This window comes from Undibacterium sp. Di27W (assembly GCF_049340345.1).
GTDB lineage: Bacteria > Pseudomonadota > Gammaproteobacteria > Burkholderiales > Burkholderiaceae_D > Undibacterium.
In genome coordinates this window covers 357,379-370,462 of record NZ_JBMPOS010000001.1, presented here as the reverse complement: position 1 = coordinate 370,462, position 13,084 = coordinate 357,379, and the positions used below count along the sequence as shown (strand labels likewise).

The 13,084-nt window shown below is 50.2% G+C and carries 12 protein-coding genes; 8 read left to right on the top strand and 4 right to left on the bottom strand.

Going from position 1 to position 13,084, the window contains the following annotated elements:
• Nucleotides 1-2: 2 nt before the first annotated feature.
• The gene (locus ACO0LF_RS01555; protein WP_423011291.1) at nucleotides 3-602 is read right to left on the bottom strand and encodes a DUF924 family protein; all 600 of its coding nucleotides are present in this window, start codon (nucleotides 600-602) and stop codon (nucleotides 3-5) included.
• 127 nt (nucleotides 603-729) lie between these two features.
• Here ACO0LF_RS01555 and ACO0LF_RS01550 point away from each other — a divergent pair, with 127 nt between their 5' ends.
• The 4 genes from ACO0LF_RS01550 (at nucleotide 730) to ACO0LF_RS01535 (ending at nucleotide 3,618) form a co-directional block, all read left to right on the top strand.
• Nucleotides 730-1,263, top strand: a complete 534-nt coding sequence (locus ACO0LF_RS01550) for a GbsR/MarR family transcriptional regulator (protein WP_422950456.1) — start codon at nucleotides 730-732, stop codon at nucleotides 1,261-1,263.
• A 122-nt stretch (nucleotides 1,264-1,385) separates the two neighbouring features.
• Nucleotides 1,386-1,823, top strand: a complete 438-nt coding sequence (locus tag ACO0LF_RS01545) for a thiol-disulfide oxidoreductase DCC family protein (RefSeq protein WP_423011289.1) — start codon at nucleotides 1,386-1,388, stop codon at nucleotides 1,821-1,823.
• 8 nt (nucleotides 1,824-1,831) lie between these two features.
• A complete protein-coding gene (locus tag ACO0LF_RS01540) occupies nucleotides 1,832-3,148 on the top strand; it encodes an SDR family oxidoreductase (protein WP_423011287.1) in 1,317 nt (438 codons plus the stop codon).
• Nucleotides 3,145-3,618: a DUF2269 family protein gene (locus tag ACO0LF_RS01535; protein ID WP_423011285.1), complete on the top strand. Its 474-nt coding sequence runs from the start codon at nucleotides 3,145-3,147 to the stop codon at nucleotides 3,616-3,618. The genes ACO0LF_RS01540 and ACO0LF_RS01535 overlap by 4 nt, the downstream gene beginning before the upstream one ends.
• A gap of 5 nt (nucleotides 3,619-3,623) precedes the next feature.
• On the opposite strand, the gene ACO0LF_RS01530 is transcribed toward ACO0LF_RS01535, so the two are convergent.
• The gene (locus tag ACO0LF_RS01530; protein ID WP_423011283.1) at nucleotides 3,624-4,355 is read right to left on the bottom strand and encodes a site-2 protease family protein; all 732 of its coding nucleotides are present in this window, start codon (nucleotides 4,353-4,355) and stop codon (nucleotides 3,624-3,626) included.
• 49 nt (nucleotides 4,356-4,404) lie between these two features.
• Entirely contained in the window at nucleotides 4,405-5,289 is an 885-nt protein-coding gene (locus tag ACO0LF_RS01525) for a DUF2167 domain-containing protein (protein WP_423011281.1), read from the bottom strand.
• 249 nt (nucleotides 5,290-5,538) lie between these two features.
• On the opposite strand from ACO0LF_RS01525, the gene ACO0LF_RS01520 reads away from it, so the two are divergent.
• From ACO0LF_RS01520 to ACO0LF_RS01505, 4 genes are all read left to right on the top strand, one after another.
• Nucleotides 5,539-6,606 (top strand): hypothetical protein, encoded by a 1,068-nt coding sequence (locus ACO0LF_RS01520; protein ID WP_423011279.1) that lies wholly within the window; start codon nucleotides 5,539-5,541, stop codon nucleotides 6,604-6,606.
• A 128-nt stretch (nucleotides 6,607-6,734) separates the two neighbouring features.
• Entirely contained in the window at nucleotides 6,735-8,804 is a 2,070-nt protein-coding gene (gene metG / locus ACO0LF_RS01515; protein ID WP_423011277.1) for a methionine--tRNA ligase, read from the top strand.
• A 31-nt stretch (nucleotides 8,805-8,835) separates the two neighbouring features.
• On the top strand, nucleotides 8,836-9,315 hold the full coding sequence (locus ACO0LF_RS01510; RefSeq protein WP_423011275.1) for a GNAT family N-acetyltransferase: 480 nt from the start codon (nucleotides 8,836-8,838) through the stop codon (nucleotides 9,313-9,315).
• A gap of 174 nt (nucleotides 9,316-9,489) precedes the next feature.
• On the top strand, nucleotides 9,490-11,322 hold the full coding sequence (locus ACO0LF_RS01505; protein ID WP_423011273.1) for an aminopeptidase P family protein: 1,833 nt from the start codon (nucleotides 9,490-9,492) through the stop codon (nucleotides 11,320-11,322).
• Nucleotides 11,323-11,414: 92 nt separating this feature from the next.
• On the opposite strand, the gene ACO0LF_RS01500 is transcribed toward ACO0LF_RS01505, so the two are convergent.
• Nucleotides 11,415-12,860, bottom strand: coding sequence for a serine hydrolase (locus tag ACO0LF_RS01500; protein ID WP_423011271.1), 1,446 nt, complete (start codon nucleotides 12,858-12,860; stop codon nucleotides 11,415-11,417).
• Nucleotides 12,861-13,084 lie beyond the last annotated feature (224 nt).

Here is a 13,084-nt window from a genome sequence, read left to right as displayed (position 1 = left end):
TGCTAGAAAGATGAGCCGGGTCCAGCCAAAAATGTCAACTCATCCGCGGTAGATGTTCGCCCGAGTATCGCATTCCTGTGCGGGAAACGGCCAAAGCGGCCAATGATCGCGCGGTGCTTTATCGCGAATTTATAAAACCCATCAAAAATCTCGCGCTGTGCTTCTGGCACTTCGCGGCGCAAGGCATCATACAGGGCAACCGACCTGTCCTGATCTACCAGCGACTCTGAATGTTCGAGTGGCAGATAAAAGAATACTCTTTGTATGGGGCGCAACTGACGGTCAGCCTGCAATTGCAAACCTGCCTCACAGTACACCCTGGCTTGCGCATCATAGGCAAAAGACTCAGGCAAGTCCCTGTACATATTCCTGGGGAACTGGTCGCAAAGGATGATCAATGCCAGCCTGCCTTCAGCGGTATTTTCCCAGCCAGACAATTCCCCCTGTATGGCTTGCTCGGTCAGGTTGGCGAAGCCATCCCTGATGGCCGCATCCAGGTCATCACTCTTGGACCACCATAGCTTGGCCTGGGATTGCGAGGTTTTGGCATCGTCGGTATCCAGGCCAAACCAGAAATTCAATACTGCATGCACGTCATCCATCTATGCCCCTCTTAGATTTAAGCCTCATTAAGCTACATACTGAGCAATTTTATCTTTTGATTAAGGAAATAGACAATTCTTTTATTTCTGTCTTGACTGAAATAAGGGAATTAACTACACTGTGCTCATGGAACTTACACCCGTCAAACAAAAATTTATCCTGCACTGGGGCGAAATGGGCACCTTATGGGGTGTTAACCGTACCGTGAGCCAGATACATGCCCTGTTGTATATAGTCGGCTGCCCCATGCAGGCAGAAGAGATTGCAGACACACTGGGTGTAGCAAGATCGAATGTATCCAATTCGCTCAAAGAGCTGCAAAACTGGAAACTGGTGAAACTGGCGCATGTCATGGGTGACCGCAGGGCGCACTATGAAACCTCGCTGGATGTCTGGGAATTGTTTCGCACGGTAGTACGTGAACGCAAGGAAAGAGAATTCAATCCCACCATCGCTACCTTGCAACAATGTCTGGATAGCCCGGACCTGGATCAGGAAGACAAGGCTACACAGTTACGCATAGCAGAAACCCTGGCGCTGATGAAGACCGTCACCACCTGGACCGATGAAATGCTGCGACTGGAACCAAATACCCTGATGAAGCTCTTGAAGATGGGGGCTGCGGTACAAAAATTTGTGCGTGGAGATGACAAGCAATAAGCTTGCTACAACAGCATTCATCTGATTCGCACAAGAAAAAATGCCCAGGCATTTTTTTTGAAAACAAATTTCTGTTTCGACAGAAATATCAGAAATAATAGTTAGAATGGAGAAAGAGCAAAATGAGCGACTACCCACTGACCCTGCTATACGATGCATCATGCCCAGTCTGTAAGCTGGAAATGGATAATTTGCGTGAACGCGATCAATTGCATCAATTGAATTTTGTCGATGCCTCCGCACCTGGTTTTGATGCTGCTAAATATGGCGTGAGCCTGACAGAAGCGATGCGCGTCCTCCATGGTGTCAAGCCTGATGGTACGGTAGTGACTGGCGTAGAAGTCATCCATCTTGCCTATCGTGCCGCGGGCCTGGGCTGGCTGACTGCATTCAGTAATTTGCCTGTACTCAAACCCATCTGCAATTGGGGCTACGAACATTTCGCAAAAAATCGCCACTGGGTTTCTGAAGTATTTGCAGACACTATCTTACGCATTGCTGCCAGACGCGCTGAAAAACGTAGCCGCGCCTGCAAAGAAGGCAGATGCACAATTAAATAAGTATCATCATGAAAATTCTTATTTGCGGCGCGCAAGGTTTTCTGGGCCGCCATATCAGCCAGGCTTTGCAAGAGGCGGGACATGAAGTCTGCCATGGTGTACGCAAACCCAAACTGCCTGAACGCCTGACTGATCCTGAAGAAATAGCGATCAATTATGCCCAGGATATCGAGCCAGCCATCTGGGAAAAACGTCTGCGCAGCCTTGGGCAAATTGATGTCATCATCAATGCCGTCGGCATACTCAATGAAACGCCAGAACTCAGTTTCGGTGCCATTCATCACGATGCACCTGCTGCCTTGTTTTATGCAGCCGCCAGACGTGGCGTTAAAGCCGTCGTACAAATATCTGCTCTCGGTGCTACGAACGAAACTGAGCACCCGGAAGCGATGACAGGCTATATGCAAAGCAAACGTGCGGCTGAAAAGGCACTCATCGCCAGCGGCCTCAGCTACTTGATCCTGCGCCCTTCTTTGGCTGTCGGCATTGACGGTGGCAGCAGCCAGTTATTCCGCAGCATGGCCAGCTTGCCTTTGCTTGGTTTGCCAGGTCGCGGTGAACAGCAGGTGCAGCCTGTGCATGTAGATGATCTGTGCGCAGCAATCGCGCTCTGGCTTGCAGATGAAAACCGCAAAAGCATGCTCTTGAATGCAGTCGGCCCGCAAGCCATGTCTTACCGGCGCATGCTGGAAATTTATCGCAAAGCCATGGGCATGTCTGCTCAATGCATGTTTTCTATCCCCATGTCTGTGATGCGTTTCGCTGCCAGCGCAGCCAGACTGTTGCCGCAAAATCTGTTGACACCAGATAGTTTGCGCATGCTGGAACAAGACAATGTTGCTGATGCTACTGCACTTGCAACACATCTGGGCAGGCCAGCAAAATCGCATAAGGACTGGTTCACTGGCATCCCTGCCAAGATGCTAGCCAGCAGTGCGATTGCAGGCTGGAGCCTGCCGCTGTTTCGTTATGTGCTGGCGCTGGTTTGGTTTGTCACTGCCGCAGTATCGTTTGGTCTTTACCCTATCTCCGGCAGCCTGGCCTTATTGCAGCCTTTAGGACTTAGCGGTACTCCTGCGATGTTCATGTTGATGGCCGCATCGACCCTGGATTTGTGTCTGGGCTTGGCCACCCTGCTCTGGCCACGGCGTATTTTATGGCTGATGCAAATTGCCCTGATTGTTGGCTATAGCGGCATCATTGCGATTTACTCGCCTGAATATTATTTACACCCTTTTGGTCCGGTCCTGAAAAACCTGCCGATACTGGCTTTACTCGCTTATTTATACGCTCATCAAACAGACACACGAAAAGAAACAAAATGAACACCTATCTATTGCTTAAAACTTTGCACGTCCTGTCCTCTGTCTTACTGGTTGGTACCGGCTTTGGCTCAGCCTTTTATATGTTCTTTACCAACCGCAGCAGGCAATTCAAGGCGCAGGTCGTGGTTGCGCGGCTGGTGGTACTGGCGGACTGGTGCTTTACTACGCCCGCAGTAATCATCCAGCCCCTGACTGGCTTTGCCATGGTGCACATGGCAGGCTGGCCCTTGAGCACACCCTGGATCATGTGGTCTTTCGTCTTGTATCTGTTTGCCGGGGCCTGCTGGTTGCCGGTGGTGTGGCTGCAAATACGCATGAAAGCCATGCTCGAAGTTGCTGATGCGAATAACACCAGCACGCTGCCTGAGCAGTACTGGCGTTATGCCAAGATATGGGAATGGCTGGGCTATCCGGCATTTATCGCCATGATAGGCGTGTACTTTTTAATGGTGAACAAGCCCAGTTTTTAAAACTGCTAAACGCCTTTGACCTGACGTGCAGCCTGCACCATCTCATGCACGTCATTGGTCATAACCGCCAGGAAGCCCAGCAAGATCAGGTAGTAAGCTGCATAGGTAAAGCGGACTTCGGCTGACATATTATAGTAAGCCTTGTTCTCTTCTGCTTCCGGGTCGTATTTCCAGGCGCGCCACAATTGCGGCCATGCCAGAAGACCAATGATGATGAGCATGGGGCTGGGGCGGTAGTAAAACAAAGCCAGCAAGACGGGCACGCCAACAAACCAGATGCGCGGTGTCAGTACGGCGGTAATGCGCCCACCGTCGAATGGCGACAGCGGTATCATATTGAACAGGTTTAAAAAGAAACCTGAATACGATACTGCCAGCAATAAATCGCTATTGTAATTACGGGCCAGGAAATAACACAGGATAGAGCCGACCGTGCCTGCCAGCGGCCCGCCCAGACCAATATAAGCCTCGGTCTCGGCATCGTGGGGCATGTCTTTCAATTCTATCCATGCCCCCAGAAAAGGGATAAAGGTAGGCAAGCCCACATCCAGCCCACGCTGACGGGCGGCGATGTAATGCCCCATTTCATGCACGAACATGAGCAAGACAAATCCCACTGCATACCACCAGCCATATATCCAGGCGTAAACAGCGATGGAAATAATCATGGTGCCGCCCGAAGTCAACAGCTTGGTAAACTTGACGCCGGAAAACAGCAGGAACAACAATTTCATCATGATTAATTCACTCTCACCTGGATTTGATAGCAATACTGCTGTTCAGTTTTTATTCCGCTTTTTTACGCCCAAACAACTTGCCTATCATTGCCCCCAAACCTACTACAGCCAGCAAAGCCAGCTTGGCAAACTTGGCAAAGAAGGCAAAGATGATGGCAAACAAGCCCAGCTTTTTAGCGGCCACACCTGCCACAAGCGCGGCCAGACCATACTCAGCCACCTTGTCGGTACTGATATTAAAGTCACTATAACGCTTGCCTTCTGAGAATTGCAGTTGGCCCAGCAAGTTTTTGGCGATGGATTTTTGTTGCGGCAAATCATGCAAGTCCGTCACCAGATTCATACTGATATAACCTTCACGGCCCAGTGCATAGGTGTTGTAGTTAACACCCTGGCGATCATTGCTACCTAGTTTATCCTTGGTGATGGCGGACCACACCAGTCTATGGGTAGGTGCTTCATAATTTGGTTTTTCTGCCCAGCCTACCAATTGCATTTCAGGGATGCCGCGCTGGCGGCGCTCCTTATTACCTTCTTCCGTACCTTCTTGCAGGCTCTTCAGCAAATCATCGGCATTCCACTCCTTGGCATCATCATCCTTGATATAGCCAGATTTTTGATAGCGCGCAACGATCATCCAGTTACCATCTTCAGGGAAGATGGCCCCCAGCAAACTCGGGTCAGAAGAGTTACCCATGGCATGCATGATGCGCCCTGCCTGAGGCATGGGAATGTAAATCTGACCTGCAGGCAATTTCAAGACTGCCTGGTCTATCATTTTGATTTCAGCAGGGCCAGCCTGCATGACTTTCTTGGCATCCTCAAATGCAGCTTTGACTTCCGCATCAGCGGCAGCATTTTGCGCACCAGCAAAATGGCTGAACATGATTAAAAATAAGCTTGCTACCCACTTTAAAAACTGCTTGGCGATCATATTTATTCCCTGTAGATTTATAGACCTTGACAGGCATTACCCATTGCCGTGGCCACTTATTATTGCAATTATTTCATGGATTTTGTGCATTTATACACATTTTATTTCCATAACGCTATGCATAATGCCTTGAAGGTTAGACTAAATCAAATCCATACTTAGGTATTAGGCGCTAAAATAGCGCCCCCGGCTTAGCTATCAAATACAAGTGTTTGCCATCTTTGCAAAAAGACAAACACAAGCAGACTCATGACCTTCTCCGCAAGTAATACCGACACAAGCATCCATCAAACCGTGGAGAACCTGCCTGCCGCCGTTATCAGTATGGCTGAACGCCATTTGCGCGATATTTTGCAACTGGCGTTTGAGCACACTGAGCAACAGCAAGCGGTGGTCGTGTTTGACAGGCGCTGTCCTTTGGCACTGGCTCTGACCAGCGCCTATCGCGCTTGCCTGCCTGATGCACGCTTCATCGATTTTGATGCAGAGACGCCTGAGCTTATTTTGTCGACCTTGAATGCCTTGCAGGCGTCTGATCTGGCGGTGCTGATACAGTCCACCAATTTTCGCCTCGAAGCCTACAGGTTGCGGGTAGAGTTATTCAAGCGCGGCCTGAAAGTCATAGAACACCCGCATCTGGCGCGCATGGAGGGCGATGAAAACCTGTATTACATAGAATCGCTGGCCTATGACGCCAACTACTACCGTGGCACTGGCAATGCGCTCAAACAAAAAATCGATAGCGCCAGCCGTGGTGTCGTCGATAGTGGCGGTACTGAACTGGTCTTCAGTGGCCGCTTTGAACCGGCCAAGCTCAATGTTGGCGACTATCGCCAGATGAATAATGTCGGCGGCCAGTTCCCTATCGGTGAAGTGTTCACCGAATCGGTGGCGCTGGAAGATGTGTATGGTCAAATCCGCATCTTTGCCTTTGGCGACACTACTTTCACTGTCAATCGCCCGGAACAGCCGATTACCCTGATCGTGGAAAAAGGCCAGGTCGTCGGCACCATCAATTCCACACCTGAATTTGATCAGGTGCTGGCTAATATCCGCGCTGACGATAGCGTAGTCTGGGTGCGCGAACTGGGTTTTGGCATGAACAAGGCTTTTTCCAAGGACAAGACGGTGCGCGACATAGGCACTTATGAGCGCATGTGCGGCGTTCATTTATCCCTGGGGGCCAAGCATGGCAGCTATGCCAAGCCGCATATCAAGCGTGGTGAAGGCCGCCATCATGTCGATGTCTTCGCCGTTACTGAAGCGGTGAAACTGGATGATGAAGTTGTCTACAGGAATGGCGCCTGGGTAGTTTAAGCAGCATCCCTTAGCAAAACAACACAAAAATCTCTTTACTATCCCCCAGGATCAGGGCATAGCGGCTGCAATTTGTGCTTTCGCTGTTAGAATAATGCTCTTGTCCGTTCATAAAAAGTGCATCAACCATGACCCGTAAGCTGTTTGTTACCACCGCCCTGCCCTACGCTAATGCGCCCTTCCACCTTGGTCATATCATGGAATATATCCAGGCTGACATCTGGGTAAGGCATCAGCGAATGTCGGGTCACGAGGTACATTTCGTCGGCGCGGATGATGCACACGGTGCACCTATCATGATTGCGGCTGAAAAAGCCGGTATCACGCCACAGGCTTTCGTGGCGCAGATCGCTGCCGGACGCAAACAATATCTCGACGGTTTCCATATCCAGTTTGACAACTGGCATTCAACCGATGGTGAAGAAAACCATCAGTTGTCGCAGGACATCTATCGCAAGCTAAAATCTGCTGGCTTTATCACCAGCAAAACCATAGAACAGTTCTTTGACCCGGTCAAAAACATGTTCCTGCCTGACCGCTACATCAAGGGCGAATGCCCTAAATGTGGTGCCAAGGATCAGTATGGCGATTCTTGCGAAGTCTGCAGTGCCGTCTATGCACCAACCGAATTGAAGAATCCTTACTCTGTCCTGACCGGTGCCACACCGATCATGAAATCGTCCGAGCATTTCTTCTTCAAACTGTCGGACGAAAAATGCGTGGAATTCTTGCGTGGCTGGGCTTTGAAAGACAATCGCCTGCAATCCGAGGTGGCGAATAAATGCAAGGAATGGCTGGAAGGCGAAGGCGGCCTGGGTGACTGGGACATCAGTCGCGATGCGCCCTACTTTGGCATAGAAATCCCCGATCAACCGGGCAAATATTTCTATGTCTGGCTGGATGCGCCTGTCGGTTACCTCGCTTCGTTGAAAAATTACTTTGGCAAGACAGGCCGTGATTACGATGCTTTCATGGCTGACCCTACGACGGAACAAATCCATTTCATCGGCAAGGACATTACCTATTTCCACACCCTGTTCTGGCCAGCGATGCTGAAGTTCTCTGGCTATAAAACACCAGACAATGTGTATGCGCATGGTTTTGTGACGGTGTCTGGCGAAAAAATGTCCAAATCGCGTGGCACTGGTATTTCACCATTGCGCTATCTGGAAATCGGCATGAACCCTGAATGGCTGCGTTATTACTTCGCCGCCAAACTGAATGCCAAAGTCGAAGATCTGGACATGAATCCAGAAGACTTCGTTGCGCGTGTCAATTCCGACCTGATCGGCAAATACATCAACATCGCCAGCCGTGCTGCCGGTTTCATCAGCAAGCGTTTTGATGGCGTAGTGGCGACGGACTGGGCCACGGCTGATGATGCCTTCCTGAATAATCTGCGCAATGTAGCGCCAGAAATCAAAGCCTTGTTCGAAGCACGTGAATACGGCAAAGCCCTGCGCGCTGCGATGGAACAGGCTGACCTGGTGAATGCCTATGTCGATTCCAACAAACCCTGGGAACTGGCGAAAAAGACAGAGAACGATGCCAAATTACAGGAAGTCTGCAGCCGCTTGCTGGAAGCTTTCCGCATCCTGACCATCTTCCTGAAACCGGTCTTGCCACAACTGGCAGCACAGGTAGAAGCACAATTGAATATCGCGCCATTGCAATGGGCTGATGTTACTACCCCATTGCCGCATCAGCACAAGATCAATCCTTATACGCACTTGATGCAAAGGGTGGATTTGAAGATATTTGACGACTTGTTTGATGCACCAGCCCCGGTAGCTGTGGCGGCTTCTGAAGCGACAGAGGCTACAGAAGTTAGCACTTCTGACATCGAACCATTGGCAGAAGAAATCAAGATCGATGACTTTGCCAAAGTTGATCTGCGCATTGCCAGGATCGTTAATTGCGAGCATGTAGAGGGTTCAGACAAGCTCTTGCGCCTGACACTGGATGTCGGTGAAGGCCGCACCCGCAATGTGTTCTCAGGCATCAAGTCTGCTTACCAGCCAGAACAACTGATAGGCAAATTCACCGTCATGGTGGCCAATCTGGCACCACGCAAGATGAAGTTTGGCATGTCAGAAGGCATGGTATTGGCTGCCTCTGCCGCTGATGAAAAGGCCAACCCAGGTTTGTACATACTGGAAGCCTGGCCTGGTGCCCAACCTGGTATGCGTGTGCGTTAATATCTTTTGTGCGTAAATACAGTACCAGCGTATGAATATTGTAGTCCGTGAAGCTGTTCTAGAAGATGCGCAACTCATCGCGCATCTGACCCGCACTTGCTGGAACAATAAGGTTGCAGCAAGTTCTACGGGTCATCACGAAAGCAGTGAACGCGTCTGCAATGACTTGATGCAGGGTGGTGGTTTTATCTTATTGCTGGATGATGAACCCATTGCCTCAGTACGCTGGCTACCACTAGATACAGAAACTCAGTGCTGGGAAATGCTGCGCATGGGCGTGCTACCCGCCTTCCGCGGTTCAGCTCTGTCCCAGCATTTACTGGAAGCCGTCATCCATGCGGCACAGGCATCTGGCATAGAAGAATTGCGCCTAGGTGTACGCAGTGACCAGCCCCGTTTGCTGGATTTGTATGCCGCCTTCGAGTTTGAACTCGCGCCTGAGCTGGAATATTCCCACGCCAATCCAAATGAGCCAGCGCCTCATGTCATGCGGCGATTCTTGAAAAATTAAAGAAATCGGCACATCTGCTCATATCTAATATATTTTAGGTATACTCTTTCCCAGTTTTGCAAATGCAGGCATGTGCTGACATTCTAGCAATATCGTCAGGCATAAGCTGCATTTACGCCGTCTTGGTATTAAACTTATCCTCACCCCTGTCTATCCTGCTTTGGAAACTCATCCATGAACAGCCCTGTTAGCCCTTCTGCCATCACTTCCCCCATCCCTGCCCGTCTGGTGCAATTGCGCGCTGCCATGCAGGCGCAAGGGCTGGATGCCTATATCGTGCCATCCTCCGACCCGCATCTGTCTGAGTATTTGCCGGATCGCTGGCAAGGTCGCAGCTATTTCTCAGGCTTTACCGGCTCGGTAGGCACGCTGATCGTTACAGCAGATTTTGCTGGTCTGTGGGTAGATAGCCGTTACTGGAGTTCAGCAGAGGTAGAACTGGCGCCAACTGGCATCAAGATGATGAAAATTGCATCAGCCGCAGCTACGCTGTATATAGACTGGCTGGCCAGCAATCTGCAAGCTGGGCAAACGGTGGGCGTGGATGGCGCAGTATTGGGCCTGGCAACTGCCAGAGCACTGGAACAGGCTTTGCAAAGCCAGGGCATCACATTCAATACCAGCCATGATCTTTTGGATAAGGTATGGAACGAACGCCCCAGCCTGCCACAAGCTGTAATCTACGAGCATGCAGCACCGTATGCCGTAGTGGCCCGCGCCGACAAGCTGGCGATGCTACGTGAGCAAATGCGCACTAAAAACGCTGACTGGCACTTTATTTCCACTGTCGATGACCTGGCCTGGATTTTCAACTTGCGCGGTGCCGATGTCAGCTATAACCCGGTCTTCGTGGGTCATGCGCTGATCAGCCAGACTGAGGCGAAGCTGTTTGTATCAGCAGGCAAAGTCCCGGCAGAGCTGGCAGCGATACTGGCAAAAGATGGCGTCACCCTGGCAGACTATAGCGAAGCAGCATCGACACTGGCTGCTCTGCCAGCAGATAGCAGCATCATGATAGACCCGCGCAGGATTACGTATGGTTTCCGTCAGAGCATACCTTCAAACGTCAAAGTCATAGAAGCCATCAACCCATCTGTATTTGCCAAATCCCGCAAGACGGCAGAAGAAGCGCAATTCGTGCGCGAAGCCATGAAACAGGATGGTGCAGCGCTGTGTGAATTCTTCACCTGGCTGGAAGGCGCATTAGGCAAGCAGCGCATTACTGAGCTGACTATAGACGAAGAAATTTGTGCCGCCCGTGCGCGCCAGCCTCAGTTTGTCTCACCCAGTTTTAATACCATCGCTGGCTTCAATGCCAATGGTGCCATGCCTCATTATCGTGCGACCAAAGAATCGCATTCCGTGATTGAAGGTGACGGCTTGTTGCTGATAGACTCAGGTGGGCAATACCTGAATGGCACGACGGACATCACCCGCGTGGTGCCCATAGGCCAGGTATCAGAAGCGCAAAAACGTGACTTCACACTGGTCCTGAAGGGCATGATCAATCTCTCACAAATGCGCTACCCGCGTGGCACGCTGTCACCCATGCTTGACACTGTAGCGCGCGCGCCTATCTGGGCTGACGGTGTGAACTATGGTCATGGCACTGGCCATGGTGTAGGTTATTTCCTGAATGTGCATGAAGGTCCGCAAAGTATTTCCCCGGCGATCGCAGAAGCACATATGGCAATGGAACCGGGCATGATTACCTCGAATGAACCCGGCATCTATCGCCCGGGCAAATGGGGCGTGCGTATAGAAAACCTGCTACTGAATGTGCCTGCCCTGCAAACAGAATTTGGCGAGTACCTGGAATTTGAAACCCTGACACTCTGTCCCATAGACACACGCTGCATCACGGTAGATCTACTGCGCGAAGATGAAATCAAATGGCTCAATGATTACCATGCCACGGTCTTGCAACGCCTGTCTCCACGTGTCAGCGGTGCTGCATTGGTATGGCTGAAGGAAAGAACTCAGCCTCTGCTGCGTTCAGGCACATGACAATCTGTTTGCCCACCTGACCACTATTGATAGAGTTTAATGAGGTGCAGTACAGAAGGTAGCGCTCAGGCTACCTTCTGTACTCTGCTGAGCTATTTCTTAGCTCCGTCTGCCAACACTTGCAATCGCTGGATGGCATTCTGATTTTGCGGATTGAGTTCCAGGGATTTTTGGTAATTGCTCTTCGCCAGCTCAATCATGCCTGCCGCTTCATAGGCTTCTGCCAGGCTATCGTAAGTATTGGCACTTTTTGGATATAGGTGAACACCCAGCTTGAATAACTCCAATACTGATTGTGGCTTACCGGTTTTCATTTTGGCGTAAGCCCATTCATTCAAGACTTCCTCACGCAAAAAGAAATCTGCATCTTTGTCTTTTAAATCCTGATAGACAGCAAGCGCCTGATCGTAGCCTGCTTTCTCTATTGCTTGCACAAAGCTGGACGGTATTGTCCATTGCCGCAAACGGTACTGGCTATTGATAATCTTGCTACCTATATCATCTACATCTGTCGTAGCATTAGATAGCACAACCACGCCTTTGCCAGCTTTTCTGTCAAATCCGATATAGCTACGGTAACCACCGGTACCACCAGAGTGATTAATAATTTCACTCCCATACTTACTGCCGCCTCCCCAGGCTAACCAGACTGATTTTCCTGGCTCCTGGGGCGCCAAAGGCTCCTGCATTTTATCGACGATGGTTTGCACGGAACTCTTTTGTTTCCCCATATTGACAGCAAGAAATTTGAGCATGTCTGTTGTGGAAGATCGCAATCCACCCGCTCCATTGAATACTCCCAAATCCCAATTAGAAACAGGTGTCAATTTCCCTTCGCCAGCAAACTCTTGGGTCACGGCATAGGGGCTGGCCAGGTGCTTCTTCATATCCGGCGTCATACCAATGCCTGTGCTCTGCATATTCAAAGGCAAGAGAATGCGGGCTTTTACCAGCGTCTCATAGTCCATACCCGCTCTCAAGCTCAGTGCATGGCCCAGCAAACCTACCCCAAGGTTTGAGTACTCGCTTTTGGAGCCTATATCACGCGGCAACTGATAGGTGGATAAAAATTGGTAGAGTAAGTCCTGGGTATAATCCACATAGGGATTTCTCTGATCTTTTGGCACGAGATTGCCTGGCATTCTGGGCAAACCAGATACATGGGTAGAGAGATCGCGCAGGCTGATTTGCTTGCCAGCACGGCCAGGCATTGTCACCGTTGACGGCAAATATTTTGCCACCGGATCACTCAAGCCAAGCTCGCCTTTTTCTACCATATCAACCAGGATCAGGCTCGTGAATACCTTGGTGATAGAACCAATTTCAAACACAGTATCGGCATCTGCCAGTATATGGTTTTCCAGATTGGCATAGCCATGGCTGATGACGCGACTGCCTTTATCATCGATGATGCCAACCACAATACTGGCACCCATTTTTTCCTGATCTATACGCTGCTTGAGAATGACCCGAATTTCTGCATCACTCAGTGCGGTGGCTGCTTGCGCATTCATGGCGCAAAGTGTCAGGGCCATCATACTGAATTTAAAAGCGCTATTTAGGTTGCTTAGGTTACTTAGGCTACTTAGGTTATTTAGTGCTGAGTATGTCAATTTATCTCTCTCCATATAATGTGCAGTCATCATTCAGCGAACGCAGCTCGCGAGGCAAATGAAGCATACTGCCACACACAAGCCCATAGCATGAAGTATGCCATTGCCTAAGCATTTGATTTTATACAGCGTATTGTTGGGAGGGTGTG

Coding starts and splice junctions, on each gene's coding strand:
- ACO0LF_RS01555 (WP_423011291.1), bottom strand. CDS start 602: ATGGATGACGTGCATGCAGTATTGAATTTCTGGTTTGGCCTGGATACC.
- ACO0LF_RS01550 (WP_422950456.1), top strand. CDS start 730: ATGGAACTTACACCCGTCAAACAAAAATTTATCCTGCACTGGGGCGAA.
- ACO0LF_RS01545 (WP_423011289.1), top strand. CDS start 1,386: ATGAGCGACTACCCACTGACCCTGCTATACGATGCATCATGCCCAGTC.
- ACO0LF_RS01540 (WP_423011287.1), top strand. CDS start 1,832: ATGAAAATTCTTATTTGCGGCGCGCAAGGTTTTCTGGGCCGCCATATC.
- ACO0LF_RS01535 (WP_423011285.1), top strand. CDS start 3,145: ATGAACACCTATCTATTGCTTAAAACTTTGCACGTCCTGTCCTCTGTC.
- ACO0LF_RS01530 (WP_423011283.1), bottom strand. CDS start 4,355: ATGATGAAATTGTTGTTCCTGCTGTTTTCCGGCGTCAAGTTTACCAAG.
- ACO0LF_RS01525 (WP_423011281.1), bottom strand. CDS start 5,289: ATGATCGCCAAGCAGTTTTTAAAGTGGGTAGCAAGCTTATTTTTAATC.
- ACO0LF_RS01520 (WP_423011279.1), top strand. CDS start 5,539: ATGACCTTCTCCGCAAGTAATACCGACACAAGCATCCATCAAACCGTG.
- metG (WP_423011277.1), top strand. CDS start 6,735: ATGACCCGTAAGCTGTTTGTTACCACCGCCCTGCCCTACGCTAATGCG.
- ACO0LF_RS01510 (WP_423011275.1), top strand. CDS start 8,836: ATGAATATTGTAGTCCGTGAAGCTGTTCTAGAAGATGCGCAACTCATC.
- ACO0LF_RS01505 (WP_423011273.1), top strand. CDS start 9,490: ATGAACAGCCCTGTTAGCCCTTCTGCCATCACTTCCCCCATCCCTGCC.
- ACO0LF_RS01500 (WP_423011271.1), bottom strand. CDS start 12,860: ATGATGGCCCTGACACTTTGCGCCATGAATGCGCAAGCAGCCACCGCA.